Genomic DNA, 19,778 nt, shown 5'->3' with positions numbered 1-19,778 from the left:
CACGGGGCTGCATCACGGTCGTTGGATCAGGGTGCGTCGGAATTATAGCGTTCCACCGACTCCACCAGGATGCGCTTGGCCTCGGCCGCGCCACCCCAGCCATCCAGCTTGACCCACTTGCCCTTCTCCAAGTCCTTGTAATGCTCGAAGAAATGGCCGATGCGCTCCATCCAGTGGCTGGACACCTGGTCGATATCCTCGATATGTGCGTAGCCGGAGAAGATCTTCTCGATCGGCACCGCCAGGATCTTCTCGTCGCTGCCGGCCTCGTCGCTCATGCGCAGCACGCCGACCGGACGGCAACGCACCACCGAGCCGGGTACCAACGGCAGCGGCAGCACCACCAGCACGTCGGCCGGGTCGCCGTCGCCGCACAGGGTGTTGGGCACATAGCCATAGTTGCAGGGGTAACGCATCGGCGTGGACAGGATGCGGTCGACGAAGATCGCGCCGCTGGCCTTGTCCACTTCGTACTTGACCGGCTCCGAATCCTTCGGAATTTCGATGACGACATTGATTTCTTCCGGCAGATTCTTGCCGGAGGTGACCAGTTCAAGACCCATGCGCGTAACTCCCGAGGCGTCATCCAGTGTGGAGCGCGATTCTACGCGTTCGGCTGTTGCGGTGCAGCGACACTGAATGGGCAATGTTCTGACCGCCGTGTGCGGCATAGCCCGCATTCATCCAAGGGAGTTGCCCGATCGTCGCAGCCCAGGGCACGGAGCACGCTGCAGACTCATCCACTGCTCGGGAACTGCCATGTTCAAGCCTGTGCGTTTGCTCGTTGTGCTGCTGCTCTCCGGTGTCGCCCAGCTCGCCACTGCGGCGACACCGGCATCCTTGCTGACTTTCGTCGATGCGGTGGACTGGCCCTCCAACGGCGAAGGCTGGGAAGCCTTTGTTGATCTGGAACAGCGGCTGGAGCACGACTTCGACCAGATCTGCGGCGACACCTTCTGCGGCGGCGAGTTCAGCGACTACCAGCCGCTACGCTTCCGCTGCTCGGTGCACCGGGTGAGCGGCGTGGTGCGCAGCTGCATCTGGACCTTCGGTGCCAGCGAAGTCAGCGTCGATCCCGGCAGCGGGTACCTGCGCTCGGACAGTCGGGTCTGGCGCTGCACGGCACCCCTGAAGGCTGGGACGCATCTGGACGAGATGTACCGCACCCTGGCGGTGACCAACCCGCTGTTCGAGCCGCTGCCCGGTGGCGCGCCGCCGATCTATGACGGCTTGATCGGTTGCCTCTGAGCGGCCCGATAAGCGCTGCAAGCAATCGCAGGACCTGGCGCGGCGCCTGGGACCCGGAGCGCGGGTTGGCACGTGCCGGGTCCCGGCTTCCATCACCTTCGATCGGCCCGCAGCTTGCGGCACGTGGTCCTCAAAGCAGCGGCACCAGTAGCAGGGCCACGATATTGATGATCTTGATCAATGGGTTGATCGCCGGCCCGGCGGTGTCCTTGTACGGATCGCCTACCGTATCGCCGGTGATGGCGGCCTTGTGCGCCTCGCTGCCCTTGCCGCCGAAGTGGCCGTCTTCGATGTACTTCTTGGCGTTGTCCCAAGCCCCGCCGCCGGTGGTCATCGAAATCGCCAGGAACAGGCCGGTCACGATCGTGCCGATCAACAATCCGCCCAGGGCACGCGGGCCGAGCAGCAGCCCGACCACCACCGGCACCACCACCGGCAGCAGCGAGGGCAGGATCATTTCGCGAATCGCCGAGCGGGTCAGCATGTCGACTGCGCGGTCGTATTGCGGCTTGGCGGTGCCGGCCATGATTCCGGGGATCTCACGGAACTGGCGACGCACTTCTTCGACCACCGCGCCTGCCGCTCGCCCAACCGCCTCCATCGCCATCGCGCCGAACAGATACGGGATCAAGCCGCCGATCAACAAGCCGATGATCACGCTGTGGTCGGACAGGTCGAAGGCGAAAACCTGGCCGGGGTTGGCCGCCTGCAGGTTGTGCGTGTAGTCGGCAAACAGCACCAGCGCGGCCAGCGCGGCCGAGCCGATCGCATAGCCCTTGGTAACTGCCTTGGTGGTGTTGCCTACCGCATCCAGTGGATCGGTGATGTTGCGCACCTCCGGCGGCAGTTCGGCCATTTCGGCGATGCCGCCGGCGTTGTCGGTGATCGGCCCGTACGCATCCAGCGCCACGATCATACCGGCCATCGAAAGCATTGCAGTGGCTGCGGTCGCAATGCCGTACAAACCGCCGAAATGAAACGCGCCCCAGATTGCCGCGCACACCGCGATGACCGGCAGCGCGGTGGATTTCATCGAGACGCCCAGCCCGGCAATGATGTTGGTGCCGTGGCCGGTGGTGCTTGCGGCGGCCACGTGCTGTACCGGCTTGTACTGGGTGCCGGTGTAGTACTCGGTGATCCAGACGATCAGGCCGGTGAGCACCAGGCCGATCAATGCGCAGGCGTACAAGGCCATGGCGCCATGCGTGTTGTCGCGCATCAGCGACTGGGTGATCGGCCAGTAGGCGAGTGCGGCCAAGAGGCCGGAGACGATCACGCCTCGATAGAGCGCGCCCATGATCGAGCCGCCCGCGCTGACCTTGACGAACGAGGGGCCCACGATCGAAGCGATGATGGAGACACCGCCCAGCACCAACGGATAAAGCACCGCATGCGGCCCGGTTTCGGTCAGCGTCAGACTGCCGAGCAGCATCGTGGCGATCACGGTTACCGCATAGGTTTCGAACAGATCCGCTGCCATGCCTGCGCAGTCGCCCACGTTGTCGCCGACATTGTCTGCGATCACCGCCGGATTGCGCGGGTCGTCCTCGGGGATGCCGGCTTCCACCTTGCCGACCAGATCCGCGCCCACATCCGCACCCTTGGTGAAAATGCCGCCACCCAGGCGCGCGAAAATCGAAATCAGCGACGAGCCGAATGCCAGCCCCACCAGCGCATGCAGGTTGCGCTCCAGCGGCAGGCCCATCGCCTGCAGCACCGCGTAGTAACCGGCTACCCCGAGCAATCCCAGCCCCACCACCAGCATGCCGGTGATGGCGCCGCCACGGAACGCCACGTCCATCGCACGGCCGATGCCATGGCGTGCGGCCTCGGCCGTGCGCACGTTGGCGCGTACCGATACGTTCATGCCGATGTAGCCGGCCAACCCGGACAGCACCGCACCGATCGCAAACCCGATGGCGGTGTACCAACTCAGAAACAGCCCGACCAGGACGAACAGCACGCCGCCGGCAATCGAAATGGTGAGGTATTGCCGGTTGAGATACGCGCGTGCGCCTTCCTGGATTGCGGCGGCGATCTCCTGCATGCGTGCGTTGCCGCTCGGCTGCGCGACCACCCAGCGTGCCGACACACCGCCATAGACGATTGCCAGGACCGCACATCCCAGCGCAAGTGGTAACCCGTAGTGTTCCAGCATGACCCCTCCCAGAGAATGGATGTCGTCCGGTCGGGACGAACCAAGGGCGATGCACGCAGCGAGTGGAGTGGCGAATACGGACTCGACGGCCATGGCAGCCGTAATGCGCGTCGCGATGTTCGGGTGGCCGGATTGCGGGCGAGTATGCGCCGGGGCTGGCGCCGCTGCCAGCACCGCGGCTTTGGCGCGTCGTTCAGTCGCGGCATGACAGCCTGCGGCCAACGTGATCGAGCCGATCCAGGAGTGACTATGTCGAACCATGCCGCGTCAAAATATGCCGTGACGATCGCTGCAGTACTGCTCAGCGCCCATGCGCTCGCTGCCGAACCGACACCGGAACTGAAACAACGCCCAGCCGGCACCGCCCAAGCGGTCGGCGCCGTGCACACCCTGCGCCAGATCCCCGAAGCCTGTGCGCGCCTGGAAGGCGTGTTCACCGGCAATGCTGCGCAGCCGTATACCTTGTCGATTGTACGCAGCAGTCCCACCTGTCAACCGCGCGCGCGCTTCGTGGATTTCGCCAAGGCCACCCCCAGTGTCGCGTCGGGCTGGATCTTCAACGACGTGATCCGCGTCCCCAGCGCTGCCTGCCCTGCGCAGCAGGCAGTGGTGCGCGTCTGGCGCAAGCCGGTGGATGCCAAGCCGCAGCTCGATGGCCAAGGCCAATCGCGCATCTACCTGGAAGATGCAAAGCAACAGGCTGCCGCCGGAAAGATCCCGCAAGTGTCGATGTTCGCTGCGCAGATGACGGTGGAAGGCAAGGCCTGTCGGTAACCCGGGCGTTCGCGTCAGTCACTCTATTGACAACAAACCCCGGCCAGGCCGGGGTTGTTTGCATGACGCTTCACAAAACCGCGTGCACCGTCTGCACCGTCTGCATCGTCGCAGCGGCGCATCCGTCAATCAGCGTCGTCAAACACCTGGACCACGACGGTAAGCGCTGTATCGATGGCCCGCATCCCGTGTCGCGGTGCATGAGCACTGAGACAGATGTGCGAGCGGGTGTATGGGTTTGCAGTGTCCACTACCCCTTCCGCCCACGCCGACGTTTATCCCTCCCACTTCGGCAATTTCTTCGCCACTGCCGCATTCTTCAACGTCACATACTTCGGCAGGCCATCTCTGCCGTAGGCCAGTGGGGCCTGGCCCTTGATCAACGGGGCGAAATAGCGACGGGCGCGTTCGGTGATGCCGAAGCCGTCCTTGCGCAGGAAGCTGGGCGGCATCTTCTTTTCGTGATTGGCCACCTTGTGCAGCGGGGCCGGCACGATCTTCCAACGGTACGGCACGTCGCTGACGCGTTCGATCACCGGGATCACCGCGTTCATGCCCTTGAGTGCGTACTGCACCGCGGCCTTGCCGACGGCCTGCGCCTGTTCCCAATCGGTCCCGGATGCGAGGTGGCGTGCGGAACGCTGCAGGTAATCGGGCAGCGTCCAGTGCACCTTGTAGCCGAGTTCCTGCTTGACCTGCGCAGCGAGAAACGATGCAACGCCGCCCAGTTGCGCATGGCCGAACGAATCGGTCGCGCCGCCGGCATCGGCGACGAAGCTGCCGTCTGCGTCCTGGATGCCTTCGCTGGCCACGACCACGCACCAGCCGACCTTTTCCACCACCTGCTTGACCTTGGCCAGAAACCGGGCCTGGTCGTAGGCGCGCTCGGGCAGCAGGATGATCTGCGGCGCATCGTCCGGGCCCTGGCCGGCCAGGCCTGCGGCGGCGGCGAGCCAGCCGGCGTGCCGGCCCATCGCCTCGTAAATGAAGACGTTGGTCGAGGTGTCGGCCATGGCGGCGACATCCAGAGCGGCCTCGCGCACCGACACCGCGGTGTATTTGGCCGCAGAGCCGAAGCCGGGGCAGGTATCGGTCACCGCCAGATCATTGTCGATGGTCTTGGGCACGCCGATGCAGTGCAGCGGGTAGCCATAGGCCTTGGCCAGCTGCGAGACCTTCCAGGCGGTGTCGGCCGAGTCGTTGCCGCCGTTGTAGAGGAACCAGCGCACGTCGTGCGCACGCAGCACATCGAGCAGGCGCTCGTATTTGGCGTTGTCTTCCTCCAGCGATTTGAGCTTGTAGCGGCACGAGCCGAACGCGCCACCGGGGGTCTGCGCCAGTGCGGCGATGGCGGCGGCAGACTCCTTCGAGGTATCGATCAGCTCCTCGCGCAATGCGCCCAGGATGCCGTTGCGTGCGGCCAGTACCTTGATCCTGCGCGCGCGCGCCTCGGTGATCACCCCGGCGGCGGTGGCGTTGATGACGGCAGTGACGCCGCCGGATTGGGCATACAACAAGTTGCCAGTAGACATAGGGGGCGGACTCCTCACACGGGACATGGCGCAGGGGACAGTGCCGGGACATTCCCCGGATGCGGTAAGCTGCAGGACCATACGGTCAGCGCTGGCGAAGACCTGAGTCTAACGCCGCCTACCGCAACGCGTTTTTATTCGAAAGTGGAGTCCACTGATGCGATTGGTTCTGTTGGGACCGCCCGGTTCGGGCAAGGGCACCCAGGCGACACGTCTCAAAGACAAGTTTGAGATCCCGCATATTTCCACCGGCGATCTGCTGCGCGCCGAAGTGGCCGCCGGCTCACCGCTTGGCCTGAAGGCCAAGGAAGTGATGGCACGCGGTGATCTGGTCTCCGACGAGATTCTGCTTGGCATGCTGGAGGCGCGGCTCGGTCAGGCCGATGTCGCCAAGGGTTTCATCCTCGACGGCTATCCGCGCAACGTGGCGCAGGCCAATGCGCTGGATGACCTGCTCGGCAAGATCGGCCAGCCGCTGGATGCAGTGGTGCAGCTGGACGTGGCCAGCGAGCTGCTGGTCGAGCGCATCGCCGGCCGCGCCAAGGCCGAGGGCCGCGAGGACGACAATCCCGAGTCGGTACGCAAGCGCCTGCAGGTCTATACCGACTCCACGGCGCCGGTAATCGGTTTCTACGAACAGCGCGGCAAGCTGGCACGCGTGGACGGCGTGGGCTCGCTGGATGAAGTGCTGGAGCGTATCGGCACCGCGCTCGGTCGCTGAGTCGGTTGGGGCCGGGCAGTGTGCCCGGTCCGCCGAGCCGCGCGCTGGCAGCTGGTGCGGCTCGCGCGACGTTGCAAAAACAAACGCCCCTGGCGTATGGGACGACCGGGGCAGAACAACGCCGGTAACGAGCTTGCTCAGCGCTCCACAGCATGAGTTGCCTGGGAAATTTTGGCCTGTCGGGGGAGTAGGACTAAAGGGCCGCGACTGGCGTTCAGTATGGTGATGAACGTGACGCAGTTCGCACATCGGGACATTTATGACGATGTGGCAGGGGCTTGCCGATACCGCGCTCGGCAGTGAGCGGAATGGCCCGTACCTCCGGCGATCGGCGACAATGCGCTCCATGACCAAACTCCACATCCTCGGCATCGCCGGGACCTTCATGGGCGGTGTCGCCGCCCTTGCGCGCGAGCTGGGCTGGCAGGTAGAGGGCAGCGACCAGGCCATCTATCCGCCGATGTCCACCCAACTGGAAACCCTCGGCATCGCGCTGGCACAAGGCTACGCGCCGTCCAGTATCTCGGCAGATGCCAGCGATGTCGTCATCGGCAATGCCTTGTCGCGCGGCAACCCGGCGGTGGAAGCGGTGCTCGATGCCGGCCGTCGCTACACCTCCGGTGCGCAGTGGCTGGCCGAGCAGGTGCTGCCGGGCCGCGACACTCTGGCTGTCGCCGGCACGCATGGCAAGACCACCACCACCACCATCCTGAGCTACCTGCTGGAAGCCGCCGGGCGCGCGCCGGGTTTTCTGATCGGTGGCGTGGCCGAAGACTTTGGGGCGTCGGCGCGGCTGGGCCAGGGACGCGAATTCGTGGTGGAAGCCGACGAATATGACACTGCGTTCTTCGACAAGCGCAGCAAGTTCGTGCACTACCGGCCGCTGGTGGCGATCCTCAACAACCTCGAGTACGACCACGCCGATATCTTTCCGGACGTGGCGGCGATCCAGCGCCAGTTCCATCATCTGGTGCGCACGGTGCCGGCGCGCGGGCGGCTGATCGTCAACGGCGAGGATGCGCGCCTGGCCGAGGTGCTGGCGATGGGCTGCTGGACGCCGGTGGAGCGCTTCGGTTTCGATGCCTCCCTCGACTGGAGCGCACGCTTGATCGCCGCCGACGGCAGCGCGTTCGCGGTGTTGCGGCATGGGGTGGAGATCGGCCAGGTGCAGTGGCCGCTGGTCGGTCGGCACAACGTGCTCAATGGATTGGCGGCCCTGGCGGCCGTGCATGCGGTGGGCGTGGATCCGGCGACGGTAATGCCGGCGCTGGCGCGCTTTCAAAGCGTCAAACGGCGGTTGGAGCTGTTGGGGCAGGCACGCGACATCACCGTGTACGACGACTTTGCCCATCACCCCACCGCGATTGCGACCACCTTGCAGGGCTTGCGTGCGAAGGTCGGCGCGGCGCGCGTACTGGTGGCGATGGAGCCGCGCAGCAATTCGATGCGGCTGGGCGCGCATGCGCAGGCATTGGCGCCGTCGTTGCGTGATGCCGATGCGGTGGTGTTTCTGCATCGGCCCGAGTTGGCCTGGGATGCCGCACCGATCATCGCGCAGGTGCGCGGTGAAGCGCATGTGGCGCATGACGTGGAGGCATTGCTGCAGACGCTGGGCGAGATCGCGCAGCCGGGCGACCATGTGGTGTTCATGTCCAATGGCGGTTTCGATGGCGCGCCGCGTCGCTTCCTGGCGCAATTGGCCCCATGACCGACCTCACAAGCACCGCCGACACCAGCGCCTTGCCGCTGTTTCCGCTGCACAGCGTGTTGTTGCCGGGTGCGGCAATCGGTTTGCGCGTGTTCGAGCGCCGCTATCTGGACCTGGTGCGCGAGAGCGGCCGCACCGGTAGCAGCTTCGGCGTGTGCCTGATCCTGGATGGCACTGAAGTCGGCGTGCCGGCGACACCGGCTGCGTTCGGCACCGAAGTGCGTATCGAGGATTTCGATGTCGGTGCCGATGGCGTGCTGGTGTTGCGCCTGCGCGGCACGCGTCGCTTTCGTGTGCAGCGCTCGCGCATCCGCGACAACGGGCTGGTGGTCGGCGAGGTGAGTTGGTGCGAGCCCGACAGCGACGACGAACTGCGGCCCGAGCATGGTCTGCTGGCAACCGTGCTCGAGCGCATGCTCGAACAGGTCGGCGGCGAATTCGCCTCTGCCGGGCCGCAGCTGCTGGACCAGGCGGCATGGGTAGGCTGGCGGCTGGCCGAGCTGCTGCCGTTGACCGAACAGCAGCGTCTGTCGCTGTTGCAGCAGGACGATCCGCATCGGCGTCTGGACCAGTTGCTCGCCTGGATGCCGTGACGCGGTAAGACTAGCGCGACCCATCACCGCGCTTGCACCCTCGCAACGGCACACTCGCCACGCTTGAGTGCGCTCACGATGGCATCCATGCAGTGGATGTACGCATCGGCGTCACTCGTTATCGCTTCATGGGGTGTGCCTTGATCATCGATGTCAAACCGCGCGTGGCGGATGTGTTCAGTCAGGTCTGGCGAACCCTGGCGGTCTTGTTCGTATGGGACGTATTGATCACGATCATCTACTACGTGCTGCCGTTCCGCGCGCCCGCGTTGCCGTTGACCATCTTCGGTTCGGCTTTGGCGTTGTTCCTGGGCTTTCGCGCCAACTCGACCTACCAACGCTGGTGGGAAGGGCGTGTGCTGTGGGGCCAGATGATCAATGCATCGCGCAATCTGGTGCGCCTGAGCGTCAGCATCCTGTCCGCGCCGGAAGCGGCAGCGCTGGGACGCACCATTGCGCTGCGCCAGATCGCCTACGTCAATGCGTTGCGGTGCCAGCTACGTCGACTTCCGGTGGCGATGGCGCTGGAGCCGCGTCTGCATGCCGACGAAGTGGCTACGGTGATCGCGCGCACCAATGTCGCCAATGGCCTGCTCGACATCACCGGGCGCAACATCGAACAGGCGCGTCGCGATGGCTGGATCGACAGCATCCAGCAAGCCAGTGTGGAGCGCATCCTGGTGGATATCGCCAACGCACAGGGCGGCATGGAACGGCTGAAAAATACCCCGTTGCCATATCAGTACCGCTTCTATCCGAACCTGTTTACGCGGCTGTTCTGCGTCTTGCTGCCGATCGGCCTGGTGGAAACGCTGCAGTACGCAACGCCCGTGGGGTCGACCGTGGCCGGCCTGATGTTCCTGGCGGTACTCAAGATCGGCGACGAGTTGGTCGACCCGTTCGCCAACACCATCCACGACCTGCCGCTGGACAGCATGTGCCGCACGGTGGAAATCGATGTGCTGCAGGCGATCGGCGAACGGGCGCCGGAGCCGATGCAGCCGGTGGATGGCGTGTTGTGGTGAGTGCTTCGCGCCTGCACCAATGCGACTTGTGTGCGTAACCAAACGGCGCTGAAGCGCAAGCTCTCGATCACCTTGAGAGGTGATCGAACGGTGCGGATGCGTCGGTTGTAGAGCCGTCGCGGGATGCTGCCACCGAGCCTCCACGCACGGATGCATGGCGTGTCCCGCCAGCGGTGAGGGCGCCGCGCGCTCGACTAACCAGGCTGGTGACCTGAACACTCGGCTGCATCCAAGTGGTGCGACCACGTTGCCGCCATCGATACAGCGTTCAAGAAGTTTTATTAGCAGGTCCTATCTACAGGACTACGCGTTCATTGACCGATCGCTGTTGCCCGATCGATCAACGGCGCTGTCGTGACGGACCCGATGCAGCCGGATTGGATGCCGTGGTTTCCGTCTGCGGTGCAGCGTTGTCTTTGTCCTCTTGCCGCATCGCATTTCCCGCCGTGCTGTCGATCAGGATCACCGGCACCTGCGAGCGTCGACGCTGTTCCAGGCGATACGGCAACGGGTCCAGTGCCTGGCGCAATGCACTCAGTGCCGGGTCGACCCCACGCAGCGGATACCACAGGCCGATCAGGCTGAAGTGCCGGCTGTAGCGCAGCGTCTGCGTGCTGCCCACCCACAACGGCTGCGCGCCGGGCTGCAGGCGTGCGGCCGCTGGCCACAGGCGCAACACATGCACATGGCCGGGCGCAGCGTGACGCACCATCAGCAGGGCTTCCACCTGCGTGTCCAGCGTGGCCGGCAGGATCGGTACCTCGTCCGGGCGGCCGCTGACATCGAGCAGATGCAACGCCTGTTCCCAGCCAGCCTGCGGTTGCACCCGCCAACCGCGTGCTTCCAGCTGACGCTGCAGCGGTGCCAGCGGGCCGGCCAGTTGCACGTCCAGCGGCCAGCGCTGGTCGTCGTCGAATTCGTTGCGGCGTGCGGGCAGCAGGCGCCACTGGCCATTCCACCAGTCGTTGGCAGGCAATTCCATCAGTGACGGCGGCGGCGGTTCGAACTTGGCCAGCTTGGCATGCAGATCGCGCGGCGCGAACACGACCGCGCAGGTCAGGAACACGCCGTAGAAGATCCACGAGACCGGCTTGACCCAGAACGCGCGGGTGGCACGACGGCGGTAGGCGATGCCCAGCACCAGCAGCCAGAAGATGCCGAACAGCATGCCGCCGACCACGTCGCTGAGCCAGTGCGCGCCCAGATACAGGCGCGCAAAGCCGATCAGCGACACGATCGCACCACTGACCAGATACGGCCACACCCGGCGCCGGCCCGGCAGCTCGCGCGCGATCAGCAGCGCGAAGAAACCAAAGCCGATCGTGGCCATGGTGACCGCCACCGACGGAAACCCGAAGCCGCTGCTGGCTGCCGGCGGGCGTACCACCTGCACGGTGGCGCCCAGCAACTGTGTCAACGCAAGGCCGAAGGCCAGCGCGATCACCCAGTGCGTCACTGCCATCCAGCGGCGCCGCCAGGCCAGGTAGCACATCGCCGCCGCGATCGCCGGCAGCAGCACCTGCCAGTCGCCCAGCGACGCCAGCGCCACCATCGGGTAGTCGGCCAGCGGATTGCGCAGCGCCAGCATCAGATCGTGCACGGCCAGGTCCACGCGCAGCGGCTCGCCATGCGCCAGCACCACCATCAGCAACACGAACCAGCCCCAGCCAAGCAGCAACAGCATCAGCGCCATCATCGCCAGCGGTACCGACTCGCGACGGCGCGGGTCGAACACGCTCACCGACCAGTTGCCCAGCACCGGATGTCGATGCGACCACTCCAGCAGCCGCGCCAGCAAGGCATCCAGATGGCCGGCCGACCAGCGGTACGAGTACAGCACCATCGCCCAGGCCAGGCCGATCACTGCGGCCAGCAAGGTGACCACCACGAACAGACGGCCGGCGACCGCGGCCACCGCGTCGTAGGCAGTGCCCAGCACCCAGCCGGGTACCAGGAACAGCAGCGCCCACGAGATGCAGGCCAGACCGCTGGCGACCAGATAGCGCTTGAACGGCATGTGCGCCATGCCGGCGATGGCCGGCACGAACGGCCGCACCGCGCCCACGTAGCGCGCGATCAGGATGCTCTTGAACGCATTGCGCCGAAACAGCAGCTCGCCACGCTCCAGTAGCTGCGGGTAGCGGCGAAACGGCCAATAGGTGTGCAACTGGTGGCCCCAACGATGGCCGACCCAAAAACTCAGCGCATCGCCGACGAAGGCGCCCAGGGTGGCGCAGGCCACCGCGTACGGCCCGTTGATCTGACCCAACCCGATCAGCACACCGATGGCGAACAGCAACGGCAGCGCCGGCACGATGGCACCGAGTACGATCACCGCATCGCAAAATGCGATGGCAAAGATCGCCACGCCAGCCAGGGTGGGGTGGTGTCCGATCCACTCCAGCGTGGCGTCGATCCATGAATTCATCCCGCGATTATAGGTGGGCATGGCGACGGGTGACTTGCGCCGTCCTCACATCGGCCTGTCCGCTTCACCTGAGGTTGCGAGCGGACGACGCAGCACCGGTGCGTGGCGTGCTGGCAGCGCGTGCTGTAGCGATGCAGGCGCCCCGCCTACAATGGGGGATGAGTGACGATCCTGCCGGCAATCTGCCGCTGAAGTCCGATACCTTCGGGCGCATCCTGTTGATTCGCGACGCCGACCGCCTGTTTGTGCGGCGCGACCTGAGCGTGGCGCCGTGGCTGCTGCGCGGCGTGGCCTGGTGGCTGGCGCGGCGCGAGGCATTGGCCCTGCGCCAGCTGGACGGCCTGGCGCGGACGCCGCGTCTGTTGCGCTGGGACGGACGCCATCTGGATCGCAGCTACCTGGCCGGCGATGCGATGTATCAGCGCCCGCCGCGCGGCGATCTGGCCTACTTCCGCAGCGCGCGCAAGTTGTTGCAGCAGCTGCACCGCCGCGGGGTGGCGCACAACGATCTGGCCAAGGAAGCCAACTGGCTGGTGCAGGACGACGGCTGCCCGGCGGTCATCGATTTCCAGCTGGCGGTACGCGGCCATCCCCGAGCGCCCTGGATGCGTCTGCTTGCACGCGAAGACCTGCGTCACCTGCTCAAGCACAAGCGCATGTATTGCCCGGCCGCGATCACCCCGGTGGAACGCCGCGTGCTCAAGCGCACCTCCTGGGTCCGCAAGCTGTGGTTCGCCACCGGCAAGCCGGTCTACCGCTTCGTGACCCGCCGCGTGCTGCATTGGGAAGACAACGAGGGGCAGGGGCCGAAGCCTTGAGGGGCGGGGAATCAGGAATCGGGAGTAGGGAATCGGTAGTGCGCATCGCGGCGGCTGATCGTTCATAGGCTGCTGAACATTCAAGGCGCTAAGCTTTTGCGATTCCCCATTCTCGATTCCCCAATCCCATGACCTTGAAAGGCAAAACCCTCTTCATCACCGGTGCCTCGCGCGGGATCGGGCTGGCGATTGCGTTGCGGGCGGCGCGGGATGGGGCCAATGTGGCGATCGCGGCCAAATCGGCAGTGGCCAATCCCAAGTTGCCCGGCACCATCCATAGCGCGGCCGCGGCGGTGACCGCAGCCGGTGGGCAGGCGCTGGCGCTCAGGTGCGATATCCGCGACGAAGACCAGGTGCGTGCGGCCGTTGCCGCGACGATCGATGCATTTGGCGGTATCGATATCCTGGTCAACAATGCCAGTGCGATCTGGTTGCGTGGTGCGTTGGACACCCCGATGAAGCGCTTCGACCTGATGCAGCAAGTCAACGCGCGGGGCAGTTTTCTGTGCGCACAAGCGTGCCTGCCGCATCTGCTGCAGGCGCCCAATCCACACATCCTCACGCTGGCTCCGCCACCGTCCTTGAACCCGGCGTGGTGGGGCGCGCATACCGGCTACACGCTGGCGAAGATGGGCATGAGCCTGGTGACCCTGGGGCTGGCAGCCGAGTTCGGCCCGCAGGGCGTGGCGATCAATGCGCTGTGGCCGCGCACCATTATCGCCACCGATGCGATCAACATGATCGATGGCGTGGATGCGGCCGCGTGTCGCCGGCCGGAGATCATGGCCGACGCGGCACATGCGGTGCTGACGCGCCAGGCGGCCGGATTTCATGGCCAGTTCCTGATCGACGACCAGGTGCTGGCCCAGGCCGGCATCACCGACCTGAGCGGCTATGCGGTCGACCCGTCGCGTGCGTTGTTGCCGGATCTGTTTCTCGACTGAGCGTGGCCAACATCGCACCGCGCGCCGGCCGGACAGGAGGGGCACCCCGGATCAGCGTGCGCAGTTGCAGCGTTTTCGGCGTAAGGGGATGGCTGCCCATCGGCCGCGGCCCAGAAGCTCAACCACGTCACGCCCGCCCTGCAGTAAGCACAAAAGGTTCACAGTAGGGTTTGCTATCGTACGCGGCTGAAAACGTTTCCAACAGGGATGTATCGCGCGTGTTTTCGATGTTCCGTGTGCTTGTTATGGCAGCTTCGGTGTCCGTCCTGGCAGCCGGCTGCGGCGGAAAGCCGCTGCAGCCTGCAACCGGTGCCGATAGCAAAACGACTGAAGGACAGCTGGATTCCTTGCAGGGCCTCAACACCAAGCTCGGCGCCTACATCGACTGCTTCAACCGCGTCAACGCGAAGGTGCACGCCGGCGCCAGGTACTACACCGGCTGGATGCAGGACCCGTTCGCCGGCCCGACCGGTCGCGAGTCCGGCATGACCGGTCCGTACGATATCGACCACGACGACATGAGGCAGTGCTATGCGCCGATCAGCGCGGCCGCCGCGGCGAAACCATCGCTGCCTGCATTGGACAAGGCGGCACGCGACTATCGCGCGGCATTGAAGGCACTGCAGCCGATCAGTCACGCGGTGGCCGATTACTACACGCGTCAGGACTACGAAGACGACCAGTTCGCCAAGGGTAAACAGCTGCACCCGGAGCTGATGGAGGCGCTGGCAAACTATGCCGATGCCAGTACTGCCTTCAGTGCCGAACTGGACATGCAAAACGACGCGGCGCAACGCGAAAAACTCAAGCTGCTGGAGCAGGGCGAGGGCCGCACGCGCGAGTACTACCGGCTGGCGATGATGCTCGACGCCAAGAAGATCGCCGATGCGCTGGAAGAAGATCAGTTCGACGTGCCGCGGGTCAACGCTTTGCTGGACGGCTTCAACCGTCTCTCCGATGAGGCACATGCCACGGTGGCCGATCAGGAGCCAGGCAGGCTGACCTGGAACAGCTTCGAAACCGCTGCGGAAACTTTCCGCAGACAAGCCAAGGCGCGGGTGAAACGCGTGATCGAAAAAACGCCCTATAGCAAGATGGAACAGGGCTGGTTGAATAGCTCTTCGCTGGCGCCCGAAGGCTCGTCGCGCAAGCTGCTCAACACCTACAACGCGCTGGTGTCCGAAAGCAATCGTGAGTAATCACCGCTGTCCTCAACCATCGCGCGCGTGCCGGTGACCGGCTGCGCCAGATGTCATTGGGCCGCACGTTGCGGCGCCACCTTCTCCAACCCATCAACGGAACCTGAAATGACCCATCGACTTCGTTATGCGCCGCTCACCGCGGCGATGGCTTTCGCCGCGCTGCTTGCCGGCTGCCAGAAAGACGCGCCCGCCGCCGCAGTGGAAGGCGCCGACAAGATCAATGCCTACATCACGTGCTTCAACGGCGTCGAGCAGCCGATCCATGAGAGCTATCAGCAATACATCGAGTGGATGCAGGACCCCGAGGCTGGTCCGACCGGCAAGGAAAGCGGTATCCATGCACCGGGCACGGTACTGTCGCATCACGTGGACGAATGCGGCGCGCCGATGACCGCGGCCTTGGCGCAAACGCCCGCCAGCCCCGAGCTCGACCCGGTGGCAAAGACCTATCAGGAACGTTTCACCACGCTCAACGAGCGTATCGGCGAGGCGGTGCGCTACTACGACCGCGAGGATTATCTGCGCGACGACGGCAACGGCATGAAGGCGCTGCACGCACCGCTGATGCAGGCCTATCACGCGTTCTTCGAAGCCGGCCAAGCCATGAATACCGCGCTTGAACATAACGAAGACACGCGTCGCCAGGCGCAGATCGATGCGATCGAAAAAGAAGAAGGCCGCAGCGCCTCCTGGTATCACTTGAAGATCATCGGCGAAGGCAAGCAGCTGGTGCAGGTGCTCGACAGCGACACGCCGGATCTTGCCGCAGCGCAGGCCCAGCTCACGCGCTACCAAAGCATTCTGGAAGAGGCGCAGAAGGCCAAAGTCGGCCAGGGCGATGCGATGTGGGGCCACATGGAACGTTCCGCCGACAAGCTTGCGCGCGAGTCGGGGCGCCTGGTCGAGCGTATCCGCACCAAGACACCATTGAACAAGAGCGAGCAGATGCTGCTGGAAAGCGGTTCGATGCCGCCGGGTGGCACCCGCCAGGCCGTGCTGGCCAGCTACAACGATCTGATCGACATGAGCAACCGGATGTCGCATTGATGTTGTGCACGCATCTTTGTCGCGTTGTGTAAGCACATCGCGCAGGTGATTGTGCAAGCTTCAAACACGCTGCGATCTAGAACTTCAGCGCCGTTGGATGCTTCCATGCAAAGTTGGTCGAGGGCGCGATGCCCTCACCGCTTGCGGGACACGCCGTGAATCCGTCCGTAGAGGCGCCTTGGCGGCATCCATGCCGCCAAGGGTCCCGCAACCGGCAAGGGGCCTGCAGCAAAGTCGCAGATCGGCGCGTCAGCCGTTTGAGGTCTCCGGCAGCGGCTCGGCACACTGCCGGCAGTAGCGTGCGTCGGGCGCGTGGCCTTCCAGCCCGCAGCGTGGGCAATTGCGGGCATCGCGCTTGCTGGTGTGGCCACCTTCGCGCAGCGTGCTGGCCAGTTCGGCGGTGTAGATGCCGGTTGGCACGGCGATGATGCTGTAGCCGATCAGGATCAAGGCCGAGGTGACGAAGCGGCCCAGCGTGGTTTGCGGCACCAGGTCGCCGAAGCCCACCGTAGCCATCGTCACGATGGCCCAGTACATGCTGGTCGGGATGCTGGTGAACCCGTGTTGCGGGCCTTCGATCACATACATCGTGGCGCCGGCGATCACGGTGATGGTGAGCACGCTGAACAGGAACACCAGCACCTTGCGCCGGCTGCGCCAGAGCGCGTCCACCAGTTGTCCGCTTTCTTCGACGTAGCGGGTGAGCTTGAGGATGCGGAACAGGCGCAGGATGCGCAGTACGCGCACCACCAGCAGCGTCTGCGCGCCCGGCACGAAGAACGACAGATAGCTGGGCAGAATCGAGAACAGGTCGATCACGCCCCATACGCTGAGTGCGTAATGCAGCGGGCGCCGCACCACCGCCAGGCGCAACGCGTATTCGATGGTGAACAGTGCCGTGAACGCCCATTCCAGCGGCACCAGCCAGTGCGCCGAATGCGAATGGATGCGCGGCACGCTGTCGATCATGATCACCACCACGCTGGTGAGGATCGCCACCACCAGCATCAGGTCGAAATTGCGCGACGGACGGGTGTCGTGCCGGTAGATGATGTCGAACCATTGCCGGCGCCAGCCGTGGTCGGTGGCAGGAGTGAGCTGAGGATCGGAGAAGGGGCGCATCCGTGCATTGTGCCGCAGGCCGGCGAATGCGCGAGAATGCGCGTTCTCCCTCCGCTTCTGCGACCCACCATCATGAGCACCGCTGCCGATTCGCCCCTGTCCCTCGCGCATTACTACCTGCCGGTGTACCGTCCGCGCCAGGTGGTGCTGGAGCGTGGTCAGGGCAGTCGCGTGTGGGACGATCAGGGCCGTGAGTATGTGGACCTGTCTGCCGGCATCGCGGTCAGCGGGCTGGGCCACAACGATCCGGATCTGATGGCCGCGCTGACCGAGCAGGCCGGCAAGCTGTGGCACACCAGCAATGTGTTCTTCAGCGCACCGCCGCTGAAGCTGGCCGAAGAGCTGGTCACCGCCTCGCGCTTCGCGCACAAGGTGTTCCTGTGCAACTCGGGGACCGAGGCCAACGAAGCGGCGATCAAGCTGGTGCGCAAGTGGGCCAGCAGTCAGGGCCGCCCAGCCGACAAGCGCGTGATCGTGACCTTCCGCGGCAGCTTCCATGGGCGCACCTTGGCGGCGGTCACCGCGACCGCGCAGCCCAAGTACCAGGAAGGCTACGAGCCGCTGCCCGGCGGGTTTCGCTATGTGGACTTCAACGATGTGGCGGCGCTGGAAGCAGCCATGGCCTCGGGTGATGTGGCCGCGGTGATGGTCGAGCCGATCCAGGGCGAGGGTGGGGTGATGCCGGCCGCGCCGGGTTTCCTGAGCCGCGTGCGTGCGCTGTGCGATCAGCACGATGCGCTGCTGGTGCTGGACGAGATCCAGTGCGGCATGGGCCGGACCGGCACGCTGTTCGCGCATTGGCAGGAGCAGGTGACGCCGGACATCGTGACGCTGGCCAAGGCACTGGGTGGCGGTTTCCCGATCGGCGCGATGCTGGCCGGCCCCAAGGTGGCCGAAACCATGCAGTTCGGCGCGCACGGCACCACCTTCGGTGGCAATCCGCTGGCCGCGGCGGTGGCGCGTGTGGCGTTGCGCAAGCTGGCCTCGCCGCAGATCGCCGAGAACGTCGAGCGTCAGTCGGCAGCGCTGCGCGCCGGCCTGGAAGCGCTCAACACCGAGTTCGGCCTGTTCGCCCAGATCCGCGGGCGCGGCCTGATGCTGGGCGCTGTGCTGGTGCCGGCGCATGCCGGGCAGGCCGGGGCGATTCTGGACTGCGCCGCCACCCATGGCTTGCTGTTGCTGCAGGCGGGGCCGGATGTGTTGCGCTTCGTGCCGGCACTCAATCTGACCGATGCCGAGCTGGCCGATGGGTTGGAACGCTTGCGCCTGGCGATTGCCGAGTACGTGGCGCAGAGGTGATGGAGTCCTGCGCTTTCTGCGCCATCGTGGCGGGTGCCGTGCCGCTGAGCGTGGTGGGCTAAGACGCGCGGGTCGTTGCGTTTCTTGATTGGCGCTAAGTCATGTCAGGCTCGTGCTGGTGCTGCCGCACGTACCTGCGCAGCAGTTGCGGGATCTGCATGAAGACAGCGCTGCGTAGCTGATGCGGATTGCGTATCGCGCGATGCTGCTCTCTTGCAGTAGGGATTGGGTAACGGCGGGTCATGGAGGTTTGATCTGTATCGCTCTACCGTACCCTCACCCCAACCCCTCTCCCGACGGGAGAGGGGCTCGCCTCTGCGTTTGTCATTACCGACACGGGCTCAAAGCGCCAGCGCTGTACCTGATCGTGGACGCCGCCGCGTTCGATGCCGCGAGCAGCGTCTTGCGTAACCCTTGCGGGTGATCAGTGTTTCGCGATGCTCAACGATTCCCGATTCCCGATTCCCCAATCCCGGCCCTTCACCCCAGCCCATACCGCTTCAACACCCGCCGCAAACCGCGCGCATCGCGTACCGTGTCCGCATGCAGGCCGGCGGCACGCGCGCCGCGCACGTTGACGAACAGGTCGTCGACAAACAATGTGCGCGAGGCGGTCGCATCGAGCTGGGCGAGCGCGCGTTGATACACCGGCAGCGCCGGTTTGCGGCCGCCGAGCGCGCCGCTGCACAGCACGCGGCCCTGCAATAGCGGAAACAGCGGCGGCACGATCCGCTCAATCGCTTCCGCCATCAATGGCCCGTTGTTGGTGAGCACCGCCACCGCGGTGGTTGCCGCCACCGCCAGCACCTGCGTCAGCACTGCCGGGTCGGCGCGGCATGCCGCCACGCGTGCGGCGATCCAGGTGGCGCGATCGATCGCGCAGCCAAGGCCGTCGCTGAGCTGGGCCAGATAGGCGGGCGTGTCGATCACCCCGGCGTCGTAGGCGCGCTCCAGGCCCTGCTCGAACAACACCTTTTGCACATGTTGCGGCGTGCGCGCCGCCGCATTGGCAAGCGCCGCCACACGGCGCGGCCGCGAGTAGCTGGCCAGCACGCCGTCGAAATCGAGCAGTAACAGGGACGGTGCTGCAGGCGGCATGGGTGCACTCGGAATGTGGCGGGGCAGCGTTGTCGATTCACCACGGGATGGCAAGCGTGCA

The 19,778-nt window shown here is 65.3% G+C and carries 18 protein-coding genes; 11 read left to right on the top strand and 7 right to left on the bottom strand.

Going from position 1 to position 19,778, the window contains the following annotated elements; translation table 11 throughout:
* Positions 1–26 precede the first annotated feature (26 nt).
* On the bottom strand, positions 27–563 hold the full coding sequence (gene ppa, locus XarjCFBP7645_RS03420; RefSeq protein WP_002804918.1) for an inorganic diphosphatase: 537 nt from the start codon (positions 561–563) through the stop codon (positions 27–29).
* Between the two features lie 196 nt (positions 564–759).
* On the opposite strand from ppa, the gene XarjCFBP7645_RS03415 reads away from it, so the two are divergent.
* Entirely contained in the window at positions 760–1,248 is a 489-nt protein-coding gene (locus tag XarjCFBP7645_RS03415) for a hypothetical protein (RefSeq protein WP_104536234.1), read from the top strand.
* Positions 1,249–1,378: 130 nt separating this feature from the next.
* Here the strand turns inward: XarjCFBP7645_RS03415 and XarjCFBP7645_RS03410 are convergent, their stop codons facing one another.
* Complete coding sequence (locus tag XarjCFBP7645_RS03410; protein WP_104536233.1) at positions 1,379–3,406, bottom strand: sodium-translocating pyrophosphatase; 2,028 nt, start codon at positions 3,404–3,406, stop codon at positions 1,379–1,381.
* A 249-nt stretch (positions 3,407–3,655) separates the two neighbouring features.
* On the opposite strand from XarjCFBP7645_RS03410, the gene XarjCFBP7645_RS03405 reads away from it, so the two are divergent.
* The gene (locus XarjCFBP7645_RS03405) at positions 3,656–4,180 is read left to right on the top strand and encodes a hypothetical protein (protein WP_104536232.1); all 525 of its coding nucleotides are present in this window, start codon (positions 3,656–3,658) and stop codon (positions 4,178–4,180) included.
* Between the two features lie 275 nt (positions 4,181–4,455).
* Here XarjCFBP7645_RS03405 and XarjCFBP7645_RS03400 read toward each other — a convergent pair whose 3' ends face one another.
* The gene (locus XarjCFBP7645_RS03400; protein ID WP_104536231.1) at positions 4,456–5,712 is read right to left on the bottom strand and encodes a 6-phosphofructokinase; all 1,257 of its coding nucleotides are present in this window, start codon (positions 5,710–5,712) and stop codon (positions 4,456–4,458) included.
* 157 nt (positions 5,713–5,869) lie between these two features.
* Between XarjCFBP7645_RS03400 and XarjCFBP7645_RS03395 the strand changes: the two genes are divergently transcribed.
* From XarjCFBP7645_RS03395 to XarjCFBP7645_RS03380, 4 genes are all read left to right on the top strand, one after another.
* The gene (locus XarjCFBP7645_RS03395; RefSeq protein WP_024940086.1) at positions 5,870–6,433 is read left to right on the top strand and encodes an adenylate kinase; all 564 of its coding nucleotides are present in this window, start codon (positions 5,870–5,872) and stop codon (positions 6,431–6,433) included.
* Positions 6,434–6,770: 337 nt separating this feature from the next.
* Complete coding sequence (mpl, locus tag XarjCFBP7645_RS03390; RefSeq protein ID WP_181126160.1) at positions 6,771–8,141, top strand: UDP-N-acetylmuramate:L-alanyl-gamma-D-glutamyl-meso-diaminopimelate ligase; 1,371 nt, start codon at positions 6,771–6,773, stop codon at positions 8,139–8,141.
* Complete coding sequence (locus XarjCFBP7645_RS03385) at positions 8,138–8,734, top strand: LON peptidase substrate-binding domain-containing protein (protein WP_104536230.1); 597 nt, start codon at positions 8,138–8,140, stop codon at positions 8,732–8,734. The genes mpl and XarjCFBP7645_RS03385 overlap by 4 nt, the downstream gene beginning before the upstream one ends.
* Positions 8,735–8,874: 140 nt before the next feature.
* Positions 8,875–9,759, top strand: coding sequence for a bestrophin family protein (locus tag XarjCFBP7645_RS03380; protein ID WP_104536229.1), 885 nt, complete (start codon positions 8,875–8,877; stop codon positions 9,757–9,759).
* A gap of 340 nt (positions 9,760–10,099) precedes the next feature.
* Here XarjCFBP7645_RS03380 and XarjCFBP7645_RS03375 read toward each other — a convergent pair whose 3' ends face one another.
* Positions 10,100–12,187, bottom strand: a complete 2,088-nt coding sequence (locus tag XarjCFBP7645_RS03375) for a bifunctional DedA family/phosphatase PAP2 family protein (protein ID WP_104536228.1) — start codon at positions 12,185–12,187, stop codon at positions 10,100–10,102.
* Positions 12,188–12,345: 158 nt separating this feature from the next.
* On the opposite strand from XarjCFBP7645_RS03375, the gene XarjCFBP7645_RS03370 reads away from it, so the two are divergent.
* The 4 genes from XarjCFBP7645_RS03370 to XarjCFBP7645_RS03355 all read left to right on the top strand — a co-directional run bounded on the left by XarjCFBP7645_RS03370 (position 12,346) and on the right by XarjCFBP7645_RS03355 (position 16,198).
* Positions 12,346–13,005 (top strand): serine/threonine-protein kinase, encoded by a 660-nt coding sequence (locus tag XarjCFBP7645_RS03370; protein ID WP_104536227.1) that lies wholly within the window; start codon positions 12,346–12,348, stop codon positions 13,003–13,005.
* Between the two features lie 128 nt (positions 13,006–13,133).
* Positions 13,134–13,949 (top strand): SDR family oxidoreductase, encoded by an 816-nt coding sequence (locus tag XarjCFBP7645_RS03365; protein ID WP_104536226.1) that lies wholly within the window; start codon positions 13,134–13,136, stop codon positions 13,947–13,949.
* A 227-nt stretch (positions 13,950–14,176) separates the two neighbouring features.
* Positions 14,177–15,148, top strand: coding sequence for a YiiG family protein (locus tag XarjCFBP7645_RS03360; RefSeq protein ID WP_181126159.1), 972 nt, complete (start codon positions 14,177–14,179; stop codon positions 15,146–15,148).
* Positions 15,149–15,256: 108 nt separating this feature from the next.
* Positions 15,257–16,198 carry a YiiG family protein gene (locus XarjCFBP7645_RS03355; RefSeq protein ID WP_104536224.1) on the top strand — a complete coding sequence of 314 codons (942 nt, stop codon included), beginning with the start codon at positions 15,257–15,259 and terminating at the stop codon, positions 16,196–16,198.
* 249 nt (positions 16,199–16,447) lie between these two features.
* Here the strand turns inward: XarjCFBP7645_RS03355 and XarjCFBP7645_RS03350 are convergent, their stop codons facing one another.
* Positions 16,448–17,320 carry an ion transporter gene (locus XarjCFBP7645_RS03350; protein WP_104536223.1) on the bottom strand — a complete coding sequence of 291 codons (873 nt, stop codon included), beginning with the start codon at positions 17,318–17,320 and terminating at the stop codon, positions 16,448–16,450.
* Positions 17,321–17,392: 72 nt separating this feature from the next.
* Here XarjCFBP7645_RS03350 and XarjCFBP7645_RS03345 point away from each other — a divergent pair, with 72 nt between their 5' ends.
* Positions 17,393–18,619 carry an acetylornithine transaminase gene (locus XarjCFBP7645_RS03345; protein WP_104536222.1) on the top strand — a complete coding sequence of 409 codons (1,227 nt, stop codon included), beginning with the start codon at positions 17,393–17,395 and terminating at the stop codon, positions 18,617–18,619.
* A gap of 341 nt (positions 18,620–18,960) precedes the next feature.
* On the opposite strand, the gene XarjCFBP7645_RS22165 is transcribed toward XarjCFBP7645_RS03345, so the two are convergent.
* Together XarjCFBP7645_RS22165 and XarjCFBP7645_RS03335 are read right to left on the bottom strand one after the other, a co-directional pair.
* Positions 18,961–19,113 (bottom strand): hypothetical protein, encoded by a 153-nt coding sequence (locus XarjCFBP7645_RS22165; RefSeq protein WP_104536221.1) that lies wholly within the window; start codon positions 19,111–19,113, stop codon positions 18,961–18,963.
* A complete protein-coding gene (locus tag XarjCFBP7645_RS03335; protein ID WP_104536220.1) occupies positions 19,100–19,717 on the bottom strand; it encodes an HAD-IA family hydrolase in 618 nt (205 codons plus the stop codon). The genes XarjCFBP7645_RS22165 and XarjCFBP7645_RS03335 overlap by 14 nt, the downstream gene beginning before the upstream one ends.
* Positions 19,718–19,778 lie beyond the last annotated feature (61 nt).

This window comes from Xanthomonas arboricola, assembly GCF_002940665.1.
Lineage (GTDB): Bacteria > Pseudomonadota > Gammaproteobacteria > Xanthomonadales > Xanthomonadaceae > Xanthomonas > Xanthomonas arboricola_B.
This window is presented reverse-complemented; position numbering and strand designations above follow the sequence as displayed.